This window comes from Vibrio maritimus, from assembly GCF_021441885.1.
Lineage (GTDB): Bacteria > Pseudomonadota > Gammaproteobacteria > Enterobacterales > Vibrionaceae > Vibrio > Vibrio maritimus_B.
On record NZ_CP090438.1, the window covers coordinates 3,388,742 to 3,409,065 of the forward strand.

The 20,324-nt window shown below is 46.2% G+C and carries 15 protein-coding genes, 1 tRNA gene, 1 rRNA gene and 1 riboswitch; of the genes, 5 read left to right on the forward strand and 12 right to left on the reverse strand.

Going from position 1 to position 20,324, the window contains the following annotated elements:
- Positions 1-5: 5 nt before the first annotated feature.
- Both LY387_RS15620 and LY387_RS15625 read right to left on the reverse strand, forming a co-directional pair.
- Positions 6-81, reverse strand: a tRNA-Glu gene (locus tag LY387_RS15620).
- 64 nt (positions 82-145) lie between these two features.
- Positions 146-1,697: ribosomal RNA gene (locus LY387_RS15625) — 16S ribosomal RNA — on the reverse strand.
- Between the two features lie 569 nt (positions 1,698-2,266).
- On the opposite strand from LY387_RS15625, the gene LY387_RS15630 reads away from it, so the two are divergent.
- Positions 2,267-2,719: an RNA recognition motif domain-containing protein gene (locus LY387_RS15630; RefSeq protein WP_128648374.1), complete on the forward strand. Its 453-nt coding sequence runs from the start codon at positions 2,267-2,269 to the stop codon at positions 2,717-2,719.
- Here the strand turns inward: LY387_RS15630 and murI are convergent.
- The 3 genes from murI to LY387_RS15645 form a co-directional block, all read right to left on the reverse strand.
- Positions 2,676-3,473 carry a glutamate racemase gene (gene murI, locus LY387_RS15635; protein WP_234494740.1) on the reverse strand — a complete coding sequence of 266 codons (798 nt, stop codon included), beginning with the start codon at positions 3,471-3,473 and terminating at the stop codon, positions 2,676-2,678. The genes LY387_RS15630 and murI overlap by 44 nt on opposite strands.
- A gap of 80 nt (positions 3,474-3,553) precedes the next feature.
- Complete coding sequence (locus LY387_RS15640; RefSeq protein WP_234494741.1) at positions 3,554-4,213, reverse strand: ATPase; 660 nt, start codon at positions 4,211-4,213, stop codon at positions 3,554-3,556.
- 50 nt (positions 4,214-4,263) lie between these two features.
- The gene (locus LY387_RS15645; protein ID WP_234494742.1) at positions 4,264-6,114 is read right to left on the reverse strand and encodes a TonB-dependent receptor domain-containing protein; all 1,851 of its coding nucleotides are present in this window, start codon (positions 6,112-6,114) and stop codon (positions 4,264-4,266) included.
- A 54-nt stretch (positions 6,115-6,168) separates the two neighbouring features.
- Positions 6,169-6,379: riboswitch (cobalamin riboswitch) on the reverse strand.
- A gap of 155 nt (positions 6,380-6,534) precedes the next feature.
- Between LY387_RS15645 and trmA the strand changes: the two genes are divergently transcribed.
- Positions 6,535-7,644, forward strand: a complete 1,110-nt coding sequence (gene trmA / locus LY387_RS15650; protein WP_128648371.1) for a tRNA (uridine(54)-C5)-methyltransferase TrmA — start codon at positions 6,535-6,537, stop codon at positions 7,642-7,644.
- A 67-nt stretch (positions 7,645-7,711) separates the two neighbouring features.
- On the opposite strand, the gene LY387_RS15655 is transcribed toward trmA, so the two are convergent.
- Together LY387_RS15655 and fabR are read right to left on the reverse strand one after the other, a co-directional pair.
- A complete protein-coding gene (locus LY387_RS15655) occupies positions 7,712-8,083 on the reverse strand; it encodes a YijD family membrane protein (protein WP_234494743.1) in 372 nt (123 codons plus the stop codon).
- A gap of 5 nt (positions 8,084-8,088) precedes the next feature.
- The gene (fabR, locus tag LY387_RS15660; RefSeq protein ID WP_234494744.1) at positions 8,089-8,724 is read right to left on the reverse strand and encodes an HTH-type transcriptional repressor FabR; all 636 of its coding nucleotides are present in this window, start codon (positions 8,722-8,724) and stop codon (positions 8,089-8,091) included.
- A gap of 381 nt (positions 8,725-9,105) precedes the next feature.
- On the opposite strand from fabR, the gene sthA reads away from it, so the two are divergent.
- Positions 9,106-10,506, forward strand: a complete 1,401-nt coding sequence (gene sthA, locus LY387_RS15665; protein WP_234494745.1) for a Si-specific NAD(P)(+) transhydrogenase — start codon at positions 9,106-9,108, stop codon at positions 10,504-10,506.
- Between the two features lie 66 nt (positions 10,507-10,572).
- Here the strand turns inward: sthA and dinF are convergent, their stop codons facing one another.
- Positions 10,573-11,919, reverse strand: a complete 1,347-nt coding sequence (gene dinF, locus LY387_RS15670; protein WP_234494746.1) for an MATE family efflux transporter DinF — start codon at positions 11,917-11,919, stop codon at positions 10,573-10,575.
- Positions 11,920-12,016: 97 nt separating this feature from the next.
- On the reverse strand, positions 12,017-12,817 hold the full coding sequence (locus tag LY387_RS15675) for a class I SAM-dependent methyltransferase (RefSeq protein WP_234496141.1): 801 nt from the start codon (positions 12,815-12,817) through the stop codon (positions 12,017-12,019).
- Between the two features lie 603 nt (positions 12,818-13,420).
- On the opposite strand from LY387_RS15675, the gene LY387_RS15680 reads away from it, so the two are divergent.
- Entirely contained in the window at positions 13,421-13,564 is a 144-nt protein-coding gene (locus LY387_RS15680; RefSeq protein ID WP_234494747.1) for a hypothetical protein, read from the forward strand.
- Between the two features lie 21 nt (positions 13,565-13,585).
- Here the strand turns inward: LY387_RS15680 and LY387_RS15685 are convergent, their stop codons facing one another.
- Complete coding sequence (locus tag LY387_RS15685; protein WP_234494749.1) at positions 13,586-14,203, reverse strand: c-type cytochrome; 618 nt, start codon at positions 14,201-14,203, stop codon at positions 13,586-13,588.
- Positions 14,204-14,398: 195 nt separating this feature from the next.
- Between LY387_RS15685 and yihA the strand changes: the two genes are divergently transcribed.
- Positions 14,399-15,058, forward strand: a complete 660-nt coding sequence (gene yihA, locus LY387_RS15690) for a ribosome biogenesis GTP-binding protein YihA/YsxC (protein ID WP_197058828.1) — start codon at positions 14,399-14,401, stop codon at positions 15,056-15,058.
- A gap of 676 nt (positions 15,059-15,734) precedes the next feature.
- On the opposite strand, the gene polA is transcribed toward yihA, so the two are convergent.
- Together polA and hemB are read right to left on the reverse strand one after the other, a co-directional pair.
- Positions 15,735-18,524, reverse strand: coding sequence for a DNA polymerase I (polA, locus tag LY387_RS15695; protein WP_234494751.1), 2,790 nt, complete (start codon positions 18,522-18,524; stop codon positions 15,735-15,737).
- Between the two features lie 675 nt (positions 18,525-19,199).
- Positions 19,200-20,222 (reverse strand): porphobilinogen synthase, encoded by a 1,023-nt coding sequence (hemB, locus tag LY387_RS15700; RefSeq protein ID WP_234494753.1) that lies wholly within the window; start codon positions 20,220-20,222, stop codon positions 19,200-19,202.
- Positions 20,223-20,324 lie beyond the last annotated feature (102 nt).

The window sequence follows — 20,324 nt, forward strand, 5'->3', positions numbered from 1 at the left end:
AAAGATGGTATCCCGTAGGGGAGTCGAACCCCTGTTACCGCCGTGAAAGGGCGGTGTCCTAGGCCTCTAGACGAACGGGACACGGTGTCTTAAATCTATAAACCAATCAATCTGTGTGAACACTCATCGCAATAATCTATTCGTATAAGGAGGTGATCCAGCCCCAGGTTCCCCTAGGGCTACCTTGTTACGACTTCACCCCAGTCATGAACCACAAAGTGGTGAGCGTCCTCCCGAAGGTTAAACTACCCACTTCTTTTGCAGCCCACTCCCATGGTGTGACGGGCGGTGTGTACAAGGCCCGGGAACGTATTCACCGTGGCATTCTGATCCACGATTACTAGCGATTCCGACTTCATGGAGTCGAGTTGCAGACTCCAATCCGGACTACGACGCACTTTTTGGGATTCGCTCACTTTCGCAAGTTGGCCGCCCTCTGTATGCGCCATTGTAGCACGTGTGTAGCCCTACTCGTAAGGGCCATGATGACTTGACGTCGTCCCCACCTTCCTCCGGTTTATCACCGGCAGTCTCCCTGGAGTTCCCACCCGAAGTGCTGGCAAACAAGGATAAGGGTTGCGCTCGTTGCGGGACTTAACCCAACATTTCACAACACGAGCTGACGACAGCCATGCAGCACCTGTCTCTCAGTTCCCGAAGGCACAAGACTGTCTCCAGTCTCTTCTGAGGATGTCAAGAGTAGGTAAGGTTCTTCGCGTTGCATCGAATTAAACCACATGCTCCACCGCTTGTGCGGGCCCCCGTCAATTCATTTGAGTTTTAATCTTGCGACCGTACTCCCCAGGCGGTCTACTTAACGCGTTAGCTCCGAAAGCCACGGCTCAAGGCCACAACCTCCAAGTAGACATCGTTTACGGCGTGGACTACCAGGGTATCTAATCCTGTTTGCTCCCCACGCTTTCGCATCTGAGTGTCAGTATCTGTCCAGGGGGCCGCCTTCGCCACCGGTATTCCTTCAGATCTCTACGCATTTCACCGCTACACCTGAAATTCTACCCCCCTCTACAGTACTCTAGTCAGCCAGTTTCAAATGCAGTTCCGAGGTTGAGCCCCGGGCTTTCACATCTGACTTAACTAACCACCTGCATGCGCTTTACGCCCAGTAATTCCGATTAACGCTCGCACCCTCCGTATTACCGCGGCTGCTGGCACGGAGTTAGCCGGTGCTTCTTCTGTCGCTAACGTCAAACGATGCCGCTATTAACGACACCGCCTTCCTCACGACTGAAAGTGCTTTACAACCCGAAGGCCTTCTTCACACACGCGGCATGGCTGCATCAGGCTTGCGCCCATTGTGCAATATTCCCCACTGCTGCCTCCCGTAGGAGTCTGGACCGTGTCTCAGTTCCAGTGTGGCTGATCATCCTCTCAGACCAGCTAGGGATCGTCGCCTTGGTGAGCCATTACCTCACCAACTAGCTAATCCCACCTGGGCATATCCTGACGCGAGAGGCCCGAAGGTCCCCCTCTTTGAGCCGAAGCTATTATGCGGTATTAGCCATCGTTTCCAATGGTTATCCCCCACATCAGGGCAATTTCCCAGGCATTACTCACCCGTCCGCCGCTCGACGCCGTTAACGTCCCCCGAAGGTTCAGTTAACTCGTTTCCGCTCGACTTGCATGTGTTAGGCCTGCCGCCAGCGTTCAATCTGAGCCATGATCAAACTCTTCAATTTAAGATTTGTTCGGCTCAATGAATACTGAACATTACATAAAGTAATGTTTGAATTGACTGTGCTGAATCTTTCGATTCAATGGCCACTTCGTTTCATTGAAACCTAATTTGATACCGCTCTTTATTAAGAGAGGTATCTAATTTGATTATCATCAACGAGTGCCCACACAGATTGATAGGTCTATATTTTTAAAGAACATTTTCTAACTCTCGAGCCGCTTCGCGTCTCGTCGTTAGGGGTGCGTATCTTACGCTTCCCGTTTTGAGAGTCAAGCGTTTTTTCAAACTTTCTTTTCTCTCTCAACCGACGCTGCTTTGTGACTTTCGTCTCACTCCGTGTCGGTGAGGCGGCATTATAGAGATCACTCCATCGATGACAAGTGTTTTTTCCAAATTAATTTTCGTTCGTTCAAAAAGCCATCAAAGACCGCGTTTCTTGATAAAAATTCAACATTTGAAATACATCACACCAATTAATTGGAAAAATAACCCTCAACTACGTAATATTCTTGTATCTATTTGTTAACGATAGATGCCATTATTCGTCAATAAGATAAGTAGTACTTTAATATGGACTCCAATAAATCTCTTTTTCTGGTTATAGCTATCGCTATTTTGGGCGGTATTGTGTTTTCACAGTTCGCCGACATTCCACCAGCTGTTGCTTTCGTTCTTGGTGTAGTAGCCACATTTTTCGTTGTTAAGTTTTCATCTGCTGCGCCTTCTACCTCAACAGACTCATCTCAATCTACTAAAACGCTTTATGTGGGTAATCTTCCATACAAAGCGAATGAATCCCATGTGAAGGAGTTATTTGCTGAGCACGGTGAAGTTTTTGCTGTAAGGCTAATGAAGGATAAGCGCACAGGTAAGCGCCGTGGGTTTGGTTTTGTTGTTATGGCAAGCTCCGATGCTGAGGGTGCGATCGAAGCGCTCAACGAAAAGGATTATATGCAGCGTACTTTAAAGGTTCGTATTGCTAACGATCCGAAACATCCAGAGTCATCAGTTGAACAGGACTAAAGCCAAGTTGCTTTAACGTAATATTTAGTGCTTCTTCTTGATAAGGGGAAGCACTACTAAATACCTCTCTTCTTCCGCAACCTTTCTCTCGCTCTCTTATTTCAAGCAAGCTTTCTACTCTGCGTGCGATCGCTGAGCCAGAATCCACCAACTCAACGTTACCACCAAGAACGATAGATATCTCTTGTTTGATTAATGGGAAATGAGTGCACCCTAAAACGGCAACGTCGATATTGCCAATCAAAGGACTTAGTATCTCTCTAAGTTGCTCAAGATCGATCGTTTGATTTCTTAGTTTCTTTTCCGCCATATCGACAAGCTGGCTATTACCAAGAAGCTTAACATCTTTGTCGTCTGCAAAATCCCGAATTAAGTCGTGTGTATACTGGCGCGTGATTGTCGCTGGAGTGGCAATGAGCCCAACTGCTTTTTTCGATAGTAATGAAGCTGGTTTGATCGCCGGGACAACTCCGACAACTGGAATACTCAGTAACTCTCTCAAATGCGGGAGCACTATCGTACTCGCGGTATTACAGGCGATAACTACGATATCGATGGATTCACGAACCATCATTTTTCTAATCAAGCGACACGTTCTGTCCACGAGCACATCTGGTGCCAACTCGCCATAAGGGTAGGCTTCGTTGTCAAAAAGATAAAAGTAGTTTTCGCTGGGTAATAGTGAGGCGATCTCTTGAAACACCGAGAGACCACCGACACCAGAATCAAACATTAGGATGTTTTTTCTATTCATCGTTATCGTATTAAGCTTATGTTGCCCGTTCGAACACATGATACTTCACTACTGAATAGACGGTAAACCTGTCATGAGCTCTAAGATGCGACTTCGTATCTAAGGTGGCTAAAGCGCTGTGCTGATTCTACTGAGTGAGATTGAATCTCTATAGGGCGGCTAAAGTACTTCGAGTTACAAACTAGAGTGTGAAACTCACCATCCTCCCCACATGGGTCAACACCCGTTGGCAATCCATCAATCAGTTCACGTGAATATCGTTTTCCGCAAAGTGATTCTGAGAGTACATTTCTATCTACAGTGACCAGAACGGTTTCGATTCCCCTATCTAGAATTTCGTTTGCCAAATCATGGCTGTCTTCACCCACTAGTGGGAACACCGCTTCTAGTCCCGCAGGTTCGACATAACTGCGCCGATACTCCACAATCCCGTTGCAGAACATATCGCCAAACGCAATACCCTCTACGTTCAAACCAGACGCCTTTACGCCCTCTATAACGAGTGACTGATACACGTCATTCGCGGGGAATACTTCCGGCAGTTCGATAGTCACCAAAGGCATGCCTAATCTATCGGCTTGCATTTGGACTACGTCTAGAGGAGTTACCTGGAAAGGAACTTCGCCTTTAACATGGGTAGTATATAAACCAACAACGTTATAGTCGGATGATTCCATTAGGCGTTCGAAGGTAAGTGTGGAGTCTTTGCCAGAGGACCAGCTGATGATGACGTTTTTCATAGATTCTCCCAAAAAGAAAAACCGCCTCGCGATTGGAGGCGGCGTTTTGGTTAAAATTCGTATATCGCGTTTACATAGTAGTTACGCTCTGGCGTTTTATAGCCGCTTGCTGTTTCGTACTCTTCATTTAGAAGGTTGCCAACTTTCGCGCCTAGGCTAAGCCCATTATCAAAATAGTAAGTACCAGCGATATCTACTAGAGAGTATGGATCTAACACTCTGGTGTTTGAAGCATCATCATAACGCTTCCCTTGATATAGGTAACTCAAGTCAAACCGCCACGCAGCGATGTTGTACGATGCGTTCCACTTACCGCTGTGACGCGCTCGTCTCACAAGGTCTTTCCCGGTTGTATCGTCTTTTGCATCCAGATAGTCGTAGGAAACTTGATGATCAATAGGGCCTGTATGGAAGCTTGTCGCTACTTCAATTCCTTTGATCTTTGCCTTATTGATGTTGACGTTCGTTGAGCCATTACTGGCGATCATTTTGTCTACGTCACTTTGATATGCCGCTAAACGGAAACCTGCAATATCGTAGTCGCCTTCAATCGCAATCTCTGACGTTTGAGACTCTTCAGGGACAAGGTTTGGATTACCCTCGTAACACCCCCAAGATCCACACTCTTTTGGCCAGTAGAGATCATTAAATGTCGGCGCTTTAAAAGCTGTGCCATGCAACGCAACTAGCTTAATACTCTCTGTTACGTTGACACCGCCCCCAAGCTGATAAGTGGTGTAGTTACCATAAGCACTATTGTCATCGAATCGTACGTTACCTTCCAATGACACAATGCCTTGGGTATAAATAGCGCCAGCAAAGACTGCTCCATTATCTCTAGAGTCTTTAGTCATCGCTTTGGTGGTGTTATCCACTTTATCTTGATACCAATCTATACCACCCAGCACTTTCAGCTGCTCATTGACTTGTAGATTGTTATTCCAATTAACCGCAACTCTATTAGTTGAAATTGTACCCTCAGCAGCACCTTGCCCATAAGACTTAGCTTTATCTTGATTCGTGGTCAACGCGAGCGAAGAATCAAAGTTGTTGCGGGTATACTCTCCAGCAAAACTCAAACTGTATAAGTCGCTATCCGTTTTATCTACGCCCGTCCAAGGGTTGTCGTATTCGACATTATGCTTTTGATAGTAACCGTTCGCTTTTAGAAGCCACTTCTGATTCAGTCTCTTACCCGAATCTAGAACCAGATATTGACTTGTATAACCATCATCATCTGCATCAATCGGGTTACTACTCGTTGGTTGCACGTTGTAACCATTGCTAGACTGGTGAGTGGCGGTCAGGTTCAACCAGCCTGTACGTGCATCACCTAAAGATAATGTTCCGCCTACGTTATAGCTTCCGAAGCTTCCAAACCCGGCTCTTACCTTACTTGGTGAACCATTAGGGTTAGTCGTGATTACGTTAACGACACCACTTACAGCATCTGAACCATACACAGCTGCTCGAGCGCCTCTGATCACCTCAATACGCTGAACACCATCAAGAGGGATTGCCGAAAGATTTGCAGCGCCGGTTGTGGCACTGCCGATACGTACACCATTAATGAGTACTAAAGTGTTTTTAGTTGAACGGCCTCGAACGTAAAGCTCTGTGTTTTGCCCAATGCCACCTTGGCTAGCAATCTGAACCCCTGGTAGTCGTCGTAATACCTCAGAGAGCGATTTTGCCTGAATGGCATCGATTTCTTGTCGAGTTACGACCTCCACGGGCGCGAGCACATCTTTTAATTGTTGCTCAACACGGTTCGCGGTTACCACGACAGTTTCATCCGCTTGTGGGGAGTTTGTACTTGGGCTCGATACTTCTGCCAGTGAAAAAGAAGCATAAGAAGAGAGCGATGCAGCCACTGCTATCGCCAAAAATGATTTGTTCATTCGTTATGTTGTCCTAAATCGCGTAAGTCCTTACGACTCGAGCATTCCTTTTATTACATCGAGTCGATTGCTGGCAGGTATTCGGACTTTAGAGCAGAGGGATAATGCCTATCCCCGCCTACTACCTCGACTTCCCGTCTGATCAACAGTGTCTTCTTGAGGGTTCGTTCTCTATTACCGCTGCGCGTCAGTTCTGGAGTTACACCAGATTCCCTTTTCAGTGAGAGTCGTCGTTGATTCTCACACCAGCTAGGGACGCATGTTATTAACTGATTGATTATTTGTCCATAACGGATTGAACTAAGCTATAAATGCGCGGTTAGAATACGAGACAATTCGGGGAAACACTGGACAACGACGGGAGATTGAATAAAATCTGCCCTCCTTTTAGATAACTCATTACGACGATAGGCAATTACCATGGCAAATCTCGACTTCACACCAGAAGGCTATCAAGTTCAACTTGAAGAAAAATCTCAACGTTTGATCGATATGATGGCGCCGTATTCTGCTCCTGAACTCGAAGTATTTACTTCACCAGAAAAGCACTATCGCATGCGTGCCGAATTCCGCGTATGGCACGAGGGTGACGACATGTACTACATCATGTTTAACCAAGAGACTCGTGAGAAATACCGTGTTGATCAGTTCCCAGCCGCTAGCCGTCTTATCAACGACCTAATGCCGCTACTGATGGACGCCATGAAAGGTAATGAGGTTCTGAGAAAGAAGCTGTTTCAGGTTGATTTCCTATCGACAATGAGCGGCGAAATCCTTGTGTCTCTTCTTTACCATCGCCAACTTGATGATGCATGGAAAGAACAAGCGCAAGCATTGAAGCAGCGCTTGAATGATGAGGGCTTTAAGCTGAATCTAATTGGGCGTGCTCGTAAGATGAAGATAGTGATGGACCAAGACTATGTTGTAGAGACGCTGCATGTAAATGGTCAGCCATACCACTACCAGCAAGTAGAGAACAGCTTCACTCAGCCAAATGGTCCGGTCGCACAAAAGATGCTGGAATGGGCCGTCGACTGCACTCAAGACAGCAAGGGTGACCTACTCGAGCTTTATTGCGGTAACGGTAACTTCTCATTGGCGCTGGCGCAAAACTTCGAACGAGTACTAGCGACTGAGTTAGCAAAACCATCGGTAGAGTCAGCACAATACAACATTGCAGCGAACAAGATTGATAACGTACAGATCATTCGTATGTCAGCAGAAGAGTTCACTGAAGCAATGGAAGGTAAGCGTGAGTTTCGACGTCTGCAACAACAAAACGTTGATCTGAAGAGTTACAACTGCAACACGATTTTTGTTGATCCGCCACGCGCAGGCATGGATATCGATACCTGTAAGATGGTTCAAGGCTATGAGCGTATTCTATATATCTCTTGTAACCCAGAAACCCTAAAAGACAACCTAGATGTGTTAGGTGAAACTCACCACATCACACGTTTTGCACTGTTTGACCAGTTCCCGTTCACTCATCATATTGAAGCGGGTGTTTTACTAGAGCGTAAAGCCTAAGTATCAAGCCTCCGATACAAAAAAACGAGCCATTCGCGGCTCGTTTTTTATTACCCAAGAAGCACTCTTATGCTTCTTTGAGGATGTAACCCATCTTTTTGCCAATCCAAAATAGCAATACCAGCACCACCATGATGGCGAAAAAGTTGGAACCGGCATCTGGATACTGCGCCTTGGTAAAGGCGGAGTGGCCAAATGCGCCCACAAAGAAAGCCGCTAGACCCACTAGTGGGAAATCTTCTGGGATTGGATTTTTAAGATACTCTTGATAGAGAGCTTGCACTGACAGCACAAGCGCAATCAGTGGGAAAATTGAGAACGCCACTTCGCTGATGGTCAGCCAAGACAACATTGCATTACCACACATACCTGCAATAAGCGCGAGTACTAGGGTTTTCTTACCGCTGTCGCGGTTTTCGGAGGACACTTCATTGGACATTAGTTCTACCCTTCTTTTTGACGGTTTCTTTCACGTTCTTTGCGATACCAGTGTGCACCTTTGGCCACTATCCTAAGTTGGACAATTAACCTCTCCGCCAGTTCATATCTTTCTTTTTTGCTGAGGTCTAATGCCTCTGCTCCTGAACTGAACACGAGAACGACAGAAGCCTCTGCTTGTGCAAATGCCTCGTCGCGGTCCATACCTGTGCTAACCAAATACTCGGTTAACTCAGCCGAAAAATGTTGGATCTCTCGGGCCACCGCGGCACGAAAATCGAAAGAGGTTCCAGAGCGTTCGCGTAGCAATAAGCGGAACACGTTGGGACTGCTTTCTATAAACTCCATAAACGTCTCGACCGAAGTACGGATCACACTGCCTTCTTTGACAATACGTTGGCGCGCTTGTCTCATTAACTGCCTGAGCAGCAGCCCCCCTTCATCTACCATGGTCAATCCAAGCTCATCCATATCTTTAAAGTGACGATAGAAAGAGGTTGGAGCGATACCGGCTTCGCGCGCGACTTCACGTAAGCTCAAGTTCGAAAAACTGCGATCAGCACTCAATTGGCTAAAAGCAGCATCGATCAATGAACGACGCGTTTTTTCTTTTTGTTGTGCACGAATACCCATTGATTTCATGTATAACCTAGATGCTCTTGTTGGTTACCATCGATGACGGCAATTGAGGGAGTGCTTGTAATATAGCGCGAATAGTCACTTTGTATAAGTGTGTGAATAGCGATTTTTATCAAAAACGCTTACGCATCTCAATTCATTAACCTATGGCTCTACTCGAGTAAGTGTCACTACTTTACATACATCAAACGTTTATCCGATGCTAAGTCTCAATAAAACTGCGTGATCTTTCACACTCTATTCATGCAGTAATATTTACCTAAGTTAATAATCCGTTAAAATTTCGCCATTGTTAGTGTAAAAACCCTAAGCATCGTTGGCATGGCTAGAAGCCTTGATGGTTTATCTAAGAGCCAAACGGTGTGGAAACAACGAGGATACTATATGAGTCGCTCCAAACATTTTGATGCCATCGTGATAGGCAGTGGTCCGGGTGGTGAAGGTGCTGCTATGGGGCTGACTAAAGCTGGCCTAAACGTCGCGATCATCGAAAAAGAGAGCAGCGTTGGTGGTGGGTGTACACACTGGGGAACCATCCCTTCTAAAGCTTTGCGTCATGCGGTTAGCCGCATCATTGAGTTCAACAGCAACCCTCTATTTTGCGGCAATAACACCAGTCTGCATTCAACGTTCTCCAATATTCTAGGGCACGCTAAAACTGTCATCGATAAACAGACTAGATTGCGCCAAGGTTTCTACGACCGCAATGAATGTACCCTACTTTACGGCACTGCGCGCTTCGTTAGCGAGAATAGTCTAGAGGTGACCAAGTCAGATGGCACTGTCGATACGTATTCTGCAGACAAGTTTGTTATCGCAACAGGTTCAAGACCTTACCGCCCAGCAGATGTCGACTTTAACCATCCACGCATCTATGACAGCGACTCAATTTTGTCACTTGAGCACGATCCAAGGCACATCATCATCTATGGGGCAGGTGTGATTGGTTGTGAATACGCGTCGATTTTCCGTGGTTTGGATGTGAAAACCGATCTTATTAATACGCGTGAACGTCTATTAGCGTTTTTAGACAATGAGATGTCGGACTCTCTGTCTTATCACTTCTGGAACAGTGGCATGATGATTCGTAATGACGAAACTTACGCCAAGATTGAGGGCACTGAAGATGGCGTGATTATCCATCTAAACTCCGGCAAGAAGATGCGTGCCGACTGCCTACTGTATGCCAACGGTCGTACCGGTAATACCGATGCGCTTAATCTAGACGCTGTGGGTCTGATTGCGGACTCTCGTGGCCAGCTTAAAGTCGACACGAATTATCAAACCGAAGTGTCTCATATCTACGCAGTAGGGGATGTGATTGGCTACCCTAGCCTAGCAAGCGCGGCGTATGACCAAGGTCGATTTGTTGCACAGGCGATTACGCGTGGCGAGGCTGAAGGTAAATTGATTGAAGATATCCCAACAGGTATCTACACCATTCCAGAGATCAGCTCAGTCGGTAAAACCGAGCAAGAGTTAACGGAGGCCAAAATCCCTTATGAGGTAGGTCGCTCTTCGTTCAAACATCTCGCGCGCGCACAGATCGCAGGCAAAGATGTCGGAAGCTTGAAGATCCTATTCCATAGAGAGACGAAAGAAATCCTAGGTATTCATTGTTTTGGTGAGCGCGCCGCGGAAATCATTCACATCGGCCAAGCGATCATGGAACAGAAAGGTGAAGCAAATACCATCGAGTATTTTGTGAATACCACCTTTAACTACCCAACTATGGCAGAGGCATATCGTGTTGCTGCGCTTAACGGCTTAAACCGATTGTTCTAAGTCCATTAGTGACTTGTACAAAAAACGATAAAGGCGACAGTAAGTCGCCTTTATTATTTGAGAATCCTAACTCACCAAAAACCGGTTACCCTTCCATTGACGCCAAAATATCACGCCTAGCCCCACTCCGCGCATTCCCATAAAGGTCAGCATCGCCAGCCAAAGTGCATGATTGCCTAAACTGCTCGCGGCAAAGAAAACGCCAAAGAAGCAACACGTCGCGACAAACATACTGTTTCTCATATCCTTGCCCTTTGTGGCGCCAATAAAAATGCCATCAAATAGAAAGCACCACATCGACACTAGCGGCATAGCAATTAACCATGGCAAATAGTGCCCAGCCTCCATCTGAACACTCTCTATTGAGGTAATCATGGTAATAAGCCCTTGCCCTAACGCGCCAAAAACCAAGGTCAACACTAGGCAGATCACGACACTCCAGAAGAAGGTAGCCACGAGCGAGTCAACAAGCTCACTTCGGCTCTTCGCGCCAATCGCTTTTCCAACCATCGCTTCCATGGCGTAAGCAAAACCATCCATTCCATAGGAAATGATCATCAAAAAGCTCATGAGTACCGCATTGGCTGCCACGATATCGTCTCCAAATGCAGCACCCTGGAAGGTCATGAAACTAAATGTGGCTTGCAAGCACAGTGAGCGTAGGAAAATGTCTCGATTGAGCTTTACGAAACGGCCAATGCCTCGGCTGACTTCCGAAACCAAACTCAGTAGCTTAGGAAGATTTCGCGGACGCCAGGTTCGCATGACGCACCAAAGACCAAACGCACACCCGGAGTAATCGGCAATCACTGACGCGAGTGCCGCACCTTCCACTTTCCATCCCAACCCAATGACAAACCATACATCGAGGCCAATGTTGACCACATTAGTAATGATCACCATCCACATTGGTGCCTTCGCGTTTTGGGTACCAAGTAGCCAACCAAGCAGTACAAAATTCATCAGTGCTGCCGGTGCGCTCCATGCACGAATGGCGAAGTACTGGTAGCCGTAGTGCTTTACTTCTTCACTCGCTGAGCTCAGCGAGAAAATCAGATCAGCAATAAAGGTATGCAGGAGCAAAAATACCAGTGCGAATCCAAGCGCCATCACGCTACCTTGCAGAAAGACCAACCCTAGAGAGCGATTGTCCTCAGCGCCAAAACACTGAGCCGTGAGACCTGTTGTCGACATTCGCAAAAATCCGAGCAACCAAAATGTCACACTGATCATGGTACTGCCAAGCGCCACACCACCGAGGTACCACGAGTGTTCAAGGTGGCCAATTACAGCGGCATCAACGAGTCCAAGCAGAGGGACGGTGATATTAGATAGCACCATAGGTATCGCGAGTAGGAGAACTCGACGATGCAAGGGTAGATTGGAAAGTATGGTGATAGATTGTTGAAACACAGACACTCCAGCTTGGCACAGTTTCAACTGGTAAAGCCACAGCAGAAACAAAGGGTTGAGCCGCTATAGTATCGTTATTTAATGACAGGTTCTGCTTTTACCATTCGATATTAACAATGTTTGGCGTGAGACGATGTCGATACAAAGGCAATTTCGCCAATATCCGCTGCCAGCGAGACCAGCGCTGACAGTGCTGGTCAATAGGTGACAATAGAGAGGTCTTGTAGGTCCACGGCAACCAATTGGTAAGCTTTTGAACGGGCTTTCGAAGTCCATGTTGGTAGGACTCGCATCCCATCTTCTTTCCTAGGTGGCTATCAGTAAGATCACCGGCGAGTACGAGACAGGCCTGCGCATGCTGAAAATGACAACCAATGGCTTGAATGAAGTGCGCGATACGATTTTCTCGTCGCTCTAATAGCGCTTGTTCACAAACGACTAGGATGGGTCTATCGGACGGAATAGAAAGTGAATTTAGCCAACCCATATCATCGATGGAACCTATGGTCAGAGTGTAACGCTCGCTTTTGTGGAACAGTCGCTGACGCCATACCAGGTGCTCATTGGTATCCACCTCTACCCAATGACATCTGCCATTATCAAGACGGTAAAAGCGAGTATCGAGACGGGCACCTACATTAATCACCCAACCGTCAGGATTGGTCTCCAAAAAGCGCTGCACTTGTAAGTCACACAGCTGAGTCAAGGTAGCGTGCAAGAGCTGGCTTTGATCAACATTACCCGTAAGGCAATCTGGTGCTAATTGGCAGCGACGACAGGCATGAGCAGCAATAGGGTCATAAATAATACCGTCATCGAGAAGGCTTTCTCTGCTTCGATACCACAGCGGTCGTAGTAGCTTGGTTGGCACATCCAAGTGCTCCGTTTGACGACTCATACGATTATTCATGATCACCCCCATCCTTAGTGCCTAGATGATAATCGGTCGCAACAACTTTAGCAAGACAAATGCTATTGATTATCATTTATCAGCAGACTCTAGACGTAAAAAAAGCGACAGGCTGACCTGTCGCTTTCCATCACCATAGGGGTGAAACTGTTGGCATTCGTTGAACGCCTCACAAATATCCATTTGTTATTTGTGCTTCCACTGCTAATTCTTGTTTGTCATCATCCTGATGCGTTTTCACGTTCCCTAGCAAAACCATTTGCTCGAGTTCTTCCTAAACCCTGTCCGTTTGTTTTCTCGTCCTGAGAATAGTTGACCATCCCTATCTGCCCGCACTCCTAGTGCGAGCGACATCCTTTTAATTATATTGGCAACCCTTACCAAACTTCCTTGAAGACCATCTTGGTCTGAAATCCCTGTGTCGTCATCCTGTCGACAAGGAACAATTTACCCTAGCCTCGAATGAAAACAACCAAGGTTTAGACTTTTTCTAGTCACTTACAAATGGAAATAGTTAAAAACATTTATTTTCATATAGTTAGAGCTAGCTTACGGATAATCTGCGATCGCAAGTATGGCAAATGTCTCACAATGCGCTTAGGCAACTCGCCAATGTCTCACCTTGCTTACTTGAAGAGCGATGAGAGCCAGATCACCAAAAACGACAATGCCCCTTCAGAAGAAGAGGCATCGGTTGCTCGGTTTGGCGTTAGAGAAACTATTTTGGGCTGCTAAGTTATGCAACGTGGATTGTTATTAGTGAAGGCCGCCGACGTATTTTGACAGTGTGTCGATGTCTTCATCGTTAAGTTTCTTAGCGATATCACGCATCATAGCGTTCATATCGTTCGCTCGGTCGCCACTGCGGAATTTTTCTAGCTGCGACTTCACGTATTCTGCGTGCTGCCCTGAAATTTTAGGGAAGCCAGACAGCTCTGTACCGTTACCACGTGGGCCGTGACATGCAATACACGCTGTAATACCACGTTCTGCGTCACCAGCCATGTACAATACCTTGCCCTGATCTACAACGTTCTCAGGCGTGCTGTTTGGAGCGATTGGCATAGAAGCATAGTAAGCAGCCAAATCCGCCATATCTTGCTCAGATAGAGGCATAGCCATGCCACTCATCACAGGATCATAGCGACCTTGCTTGCCATTGCTTGTCATACCAAGCTTTAGATCTTTCAGTTGTTTTTCAATGTATTTTGCGTGCTGTCCTGCGATGCTTGGGTACATCGTTAGCTGACTGTTACCGTCTGCTCCATGACACGCTACACACGTTTGGGATTTTGCTTTACCAGCTTCAATATCGCCTTGGGCCCATACTGAGCAGCTGACTACAAGACTCAAGATTAGCGCTAATTTTTTCATGACATTCCATTATAATTATCAAGCTTCCAGTACCACTATACGCCTCGCAAAACCCTACAGATTGGTGTCAAAGGGACAAAATAAGGTAACGCGGGCAATTAATACCGATCATGGTACAATGTGTGGCCATATGCCGAGCACGGTTATTTTACACAATTTCACAAAAAAGTAATCAATCGACTACACAAAGTCGAGATGGAGTTAACAGTGAGCGTAAAAATTCATTATCAAAACACGCATTTCATAACAAGTGCACCCGATATTCGTCACTTGCCAGAGGATGAAGGGATCGAAATTGCGTTTGCAGGACGCTCCAATGCTGGTAAATCCAGTTCACTGAACCGACTAACTAACCAAAGAGCCCTGGCAAAAACCAGTAAAACGCCAGGTCGTACGCAGCTTATTAACCTTTTCAAAGTTGATGAAGGCTGTCATATCGTCGATCTTCCAGGATACGGCTTTGCTCAAGTACCTCTTGAGATGAAAAAGAAGTGGCAGAAGTCACTAGGTGAATACCTACAGAAGCGCCAGTGCTTAAAAGGCGTGGTTGTTCTGATGGATATTCGTCACCCAATGAAAGATCTCGATCAACAATTGATCCAGTGGGCAGTTGAATCGGGTATCCCTGTACAAGTGCTACTGACGAAAGCTGACAAGCTAAAAAGTGGCGCACGTAAAGCACAAGTATTGAAGATTCGTGAAGCGTCTTTGGCGTTTGGTGGCGACGTGCAAGTAGATGCGTTTTCATCTCTGAAAGGCATTGGTGTTGACCAACTACGCAACAAACTAGACACTTGGTTTGCACCTGCTTTTGCGCATTTAGAACAACTTGAAGAAGGTGATAGCGAGGAGTAACTCACTGCTAATTCAGCGCGTTAAAGAGCTGAGCAGAGGCCTTCCTTAGAAACAAAACGCCCCGCCATCCTGGCAGGGCAATGGGAGAGAGAAGATTTAGTATTATTGTTTGTCCAAAGCATCTACGAAGCCTGCAAACAATGCAATCGCCTACCACGCAAAGTGTGAGCTAGACTTCTCTCCACCAACGACCTCTTCCCACATATAATTCAAACTTTTTCTTATTTTTCATAGAATTATGATTCATTATACCTAGTCGCGGCTACGCTTGATTCAACCTGAGAATTATACAAAGTGTGAAGGTCGTTTAATTACAGAATGGTGTTGTGATATTTCGTAATGACGGGACGTCTTTGAGAGGAATTAAGGACGTTTGGAAATTTTCTTTGCCACAAGAAAAAACGCCCCAGTCAAATACTGACTGGGGCGGCTGAATCAGCCTAATCCAATAACGTGAAACAAAAGGTCTGAAAGATAGAACATCTTACCTCTGTACCCTACGCGTTCTAATGTACAACAACTGATCAGAAAATGAAACTATTTTTGTAGTTTTTTTTCATGACATTTTTGTTAACAGACATAAGTCTTTTAGATGCATAAACTTTTTTAACGGCAAAAAAAAGCCAGCGAGTGTGCGCTGGCTCATGTTAATTTGGTCATTTAGCTCAAATTATGACTAATGCGCCTCGTCCCAGTTCTCTCCGTGACCAGCTTCTGCAACAAGCGGTACGTCTAGTTCTGCTGCAGATTCCATCAATTTTTGTATTTTACTTTCAATTTCGCTTAAAGATGACGATTCGACTTCAAATACCAGTTCATCGTGAACCTGCATCAGGAGTTTAACCTTGCCTTCGCCTTCTGCCTGAATCCACTCATCCACCAACAGCATCGCTTTTTTAATGATGTCTGCGGCCGTCCCCTGCATCGGCGCATTGATAGCAGCTCGCTCTGCCGCTTTACGACGCATACCATTTCGGGACTTAATCTCAGGTAGGTGTAGACGACGACCATAGATCGTTTCGACGTAGCCTTTCTCGGTTGCAAGTGCACGGGTATCTTCCATGTACTGCATCACACCCGGATAACGCTCAAAATACGTATCCATATACTGCTGAGCTTCACCACGAGGAATGCCTAATTGCTTAGACAGACCAAATGCGCTCATGCCGTAGATCAAACCAAAGTTCACCGCTTTCGCTCGGCGACGTTGCTCACTCGTTACTTGCTCAATGTCGACACCAATGATCTCAGCCGCCGTTGCAGCGTGAATGTCTTTGCCTTGCTGGAAGGCTTCCAACAGCGCTTTATCGCCTGACAGGTGAGCCATGATTCGAAGTTCAATCTGAGAGTAATCGACGGCCAAGATCTTCCAACCATGCGGAGCGACAAATGCCTGACGAATACGGCGGCCTTCTTCGTTACGAATTGGAATGTTCTGCAGGTTTGGATCGGTAGACGATAGACGACCTGTCGCCGTTACCGCTTGGTGATACGACGTATGAACGCGACCCGTTTCTGGGTTGATCATCTTCGGTAGTTTATCTGTGTAAGTCGACTTCAGCTTCGCCAGACCACGGTACTCAAGAATAAGCTTCGGTAGTGGGTAATCTAGTGCGAGTTCTTGCAACACTTCTTCGTTCGTCGACGGGGCACCCGATGGTGTTTTCTTCAATACAGGCAGACCCATTTTTTCGAAGAAGATAGCTTGTAACTGCTTCGGAGAGCTTAGGTTGAATTCTTCGCCCGCAATCTCAAAGGCTTTTTGCTCAAGTTCATCAAGACGCGCTGCAATTTCTTGCGACTGAGCGCCTAGCAACATGTCATCGATGAGCACACCCGTTCTTTCAATGCGAGACAGTACCGGTACGAGTGGAACTTCAATCTCTTGATAAACACGATTGAGTGCTTCGTTCTTTTCCAACTCCGCATTAATGCGTTGATGTAGACGCAGAGTCACATCGGCATCTTCCGCTGCATAAGGAGACGCTTGGTCCATCTCGATTTGGTTGAAAGTGAGCTGTGATTTACCTTTACCAGCAATCTGCTCAAATGAGATACAGCTGTGTTGCAAAAAGCGCAACGCTAAGCTGTCCATATCGTGTTTTCCGCCAACACTGTTGTAAACATAAGACGCCAACATGGTGTCGTACTTGATGCCTTTAAGCTCGATACCATAACGTGCAATCACACTGGCATCATATTTAAGGTTTTGTCCGACTTTCAGAATGTTTTCATCTTCAAGTAGTGGCTTTAGTTGCTCCAATACCCAAGCTCGATCAAGTTGCTCTGGCGCCCCCACGTAGTCGTGAGCGACTGGCAAGTATGCCGCTACACCCTCTTCGGTAGCAAAAGACAAACCGATAAGGTTAGCGACCATATAATCTAAGCTATCCGTCTCGGTATCAAATGCGATGACCTCTGCCGACTTTAGCTTTTCAAGCCAGGCATTAAAGCTTTCTTCTGTCAGAATAGTCTCGTATTGGCTACGATCAATCTTGACCGCTGACGTGTCCATCGCAGGGGCATCATCATTACCTGAGGTACGTTTTGCTGCACTCTCAACCGCTTGCACTTCACCAGTGCCGCCTTCAAGTAGCTCATTTAGCCAAGACTTGAACGTCAATTGACCATAAAGCTTAGTCAGCTCATCGACGTTTGGTTTCTCTTTCACTAGTGAGTCATGAGTGCAATCAAGCTCAACATCCAGTTTGATGGTCGCTAAGTCATACGACAGCAATGCGTTTTCTTTGTTCTCGGTAAGCTTCTTCGCCATGGTTTTTGAGCCACGGAAGCCAAGAGGAGCGATATCATCGAGTCTATCGTAAAGGTCTTTAATGCCACCGATGCCCTGCAATAGTGCTGTTGCTGTTTTATCACCAACACCCGGTACACCCGGGATGTTATCGACTTTATCACCCATTAATGCCAAATAGTCGATGATAAGCTCAGGTGGAATCCCAAACTTCTCCACCACGCCTTCTCGGTCCATAACAACATTAGTCATGGTGTTAATCAGGGTGACATTATCGTCAACTAGCTGAGCCATATCTTTATCACCCGTACTAATTAGCACTGGCATGCCTGCTTTTGAGGCTTCATGTGCGAGCGTACCGATCACATCATCGGCTTCTACTCCAGGTACACAAATCAATGGCAGACCCATTGCACGAATCACGTTATGCAGAGGTTCAATCTGACAACGAAGGTCGTCGGGCATTGGTGGACGGTTTGCCTTGTACTCTGGGTACATATCGTCACGGAATGTTTTGCCCTTGGCATCAAACACAACCGCGATACGGTCGGAGGCAAACTGACGCATCATGCTTCGCAGCATGTTAACAACACCATATACCGCATTAGTTGGGATTTCGCCGTTACTCATCGTTTCTGGATAAGCATGAAAAGCTCGGTAAAGATAAGAAGAACCATCGATAAGAATCAGTGGGTTGTCTGGTATTTGCGCCATGTTTAGTCGTCCAAAATTTTGGGTAGTGATCCATAAGAATGCCACGACTAGCACAACGATGCTACGACCTTTCACTGTCTATATAGACAGTTGCACTTTGTCAGGCAATCGATTTCCAGCCCAGCCTGTGGATAAATCTGTTTATAGGTTTATTTTATTAAAAGATAAAGTTATACAGAAGCAACAAAAAATACCCGTAACACACTGTAAATAAACAAATAAATATTAGATCCACGCTCTTTTGCTTGATCCTTGCCGGATCATACAATGTGGAAAACCTAATTTTGCGATTGAACTGAGCTTTAGGATTATATTCTAGTCAGAGTGACCATTTAATCCTCAAACTGTAGATAGAAAAAAAGCGACACCTAAGGTGTCGCCTAGCAATAATAGGAGGAGGTTATCTCGATTATCGAGTACAGCTAACCAACCAAAAAGCTATAAATACACTGGAAGCAATGTGAGCAATGTCGTGTCAAAAAGAATTGAGTTTCGCAAGTGGTCGACACCCAGTGGGTACCGATTGCTTAACCTTTTTCCTTAGGACGAGTTAATAGTAATCATTCTCATTTATTGCGTCAACCACTAATTGAGAATTTTTCTCATTTATTTTAGAAGACAAATTTCGCGCACAAAAAAGCCGACGATACGTCGGCTCTCTCAGCGTTTATTTGACTAGGCTTCATCGTCATCTTGCGACAACCACTCCGCCACGTCTTTCGCAAAGTAAGTCAAAATACCATCGGCGCCGGCTCGCTTGAAACAAAGCAGAGACTCAAGCACAGTTTCACGCTCTTTTAGCCAACCATTCTGAATAGCCGCTTTGTGCATCGCGTACTCACCTGATACTTGGTAAGCAAACGTCGGCACCTGCAACTCACTCTTAACACGGCGAACGATATCAAGGTAAGGCATACCCGGCTTCACCATAACCATGTCGGCACCTTCATTGATGTCCATCGCCACTTCGTGTAGAGCTTCATCGCTGTTCGCAGGATCCATCTGGTAGTTCTTCTTGTTACCACCTTTTAGGTTCGATGCCGAACCGACTGCATCACGGAAAGGACCATAATAGTTTGACGCATACTTAGCGGAATACGCCATGATCTGAGTATGAACATGCCCGGCTGCTTCCAGAGCCTCACGGATACGGCCAATACGACCATCCATCATATCTGATGGCGCCACAACGTCTGCACCAGCCTCTGCATGGGACAAGGCTTGCTTGATCAAGACTTCGGTTGTCTCGTCATTTTGTACGTAACCATCTTCATCAATGATGCCATCTTGTCCGTGTGTCGTGAATGGGTCCAACGCCACATCGGTGATCACACCCATTTGCGGAACATTTTCCTTCAAAGAGCGTACCGCTCGTTGAACGAGACCTTCTGGGTTATAGGCCTCTGCTGCACAGATGCTTTTCGCATCCTGATTCACCACTGGGAACAGCGCAATCGCAGGCACGCCCAGTTTTGCTAGATACTCGGCTTCCTCTAGCATCAAATCAATAGAAAGACGTTCAATACCAGGCATAGACTCCACCGTTTCACGACGGTTTTTACCCATGAGAATGAACATTGGATAGATCAAATCATCCACAGATACCTTGTTCTCTGCCATCAAACGTCGGCTGAAATCATGTTTGCGCATACGGCGCATACGGCGCGCTGGGAATTGACCTTGAATCGATACAGACACCTTTCTCTCCTTGTCTGGAAAAATGCGAAAATCAAGCATATCACTCTGGCTTGTTCATGCTAGTAGTAAAATTGGAAAATGCTAAACCACAAACGATATACT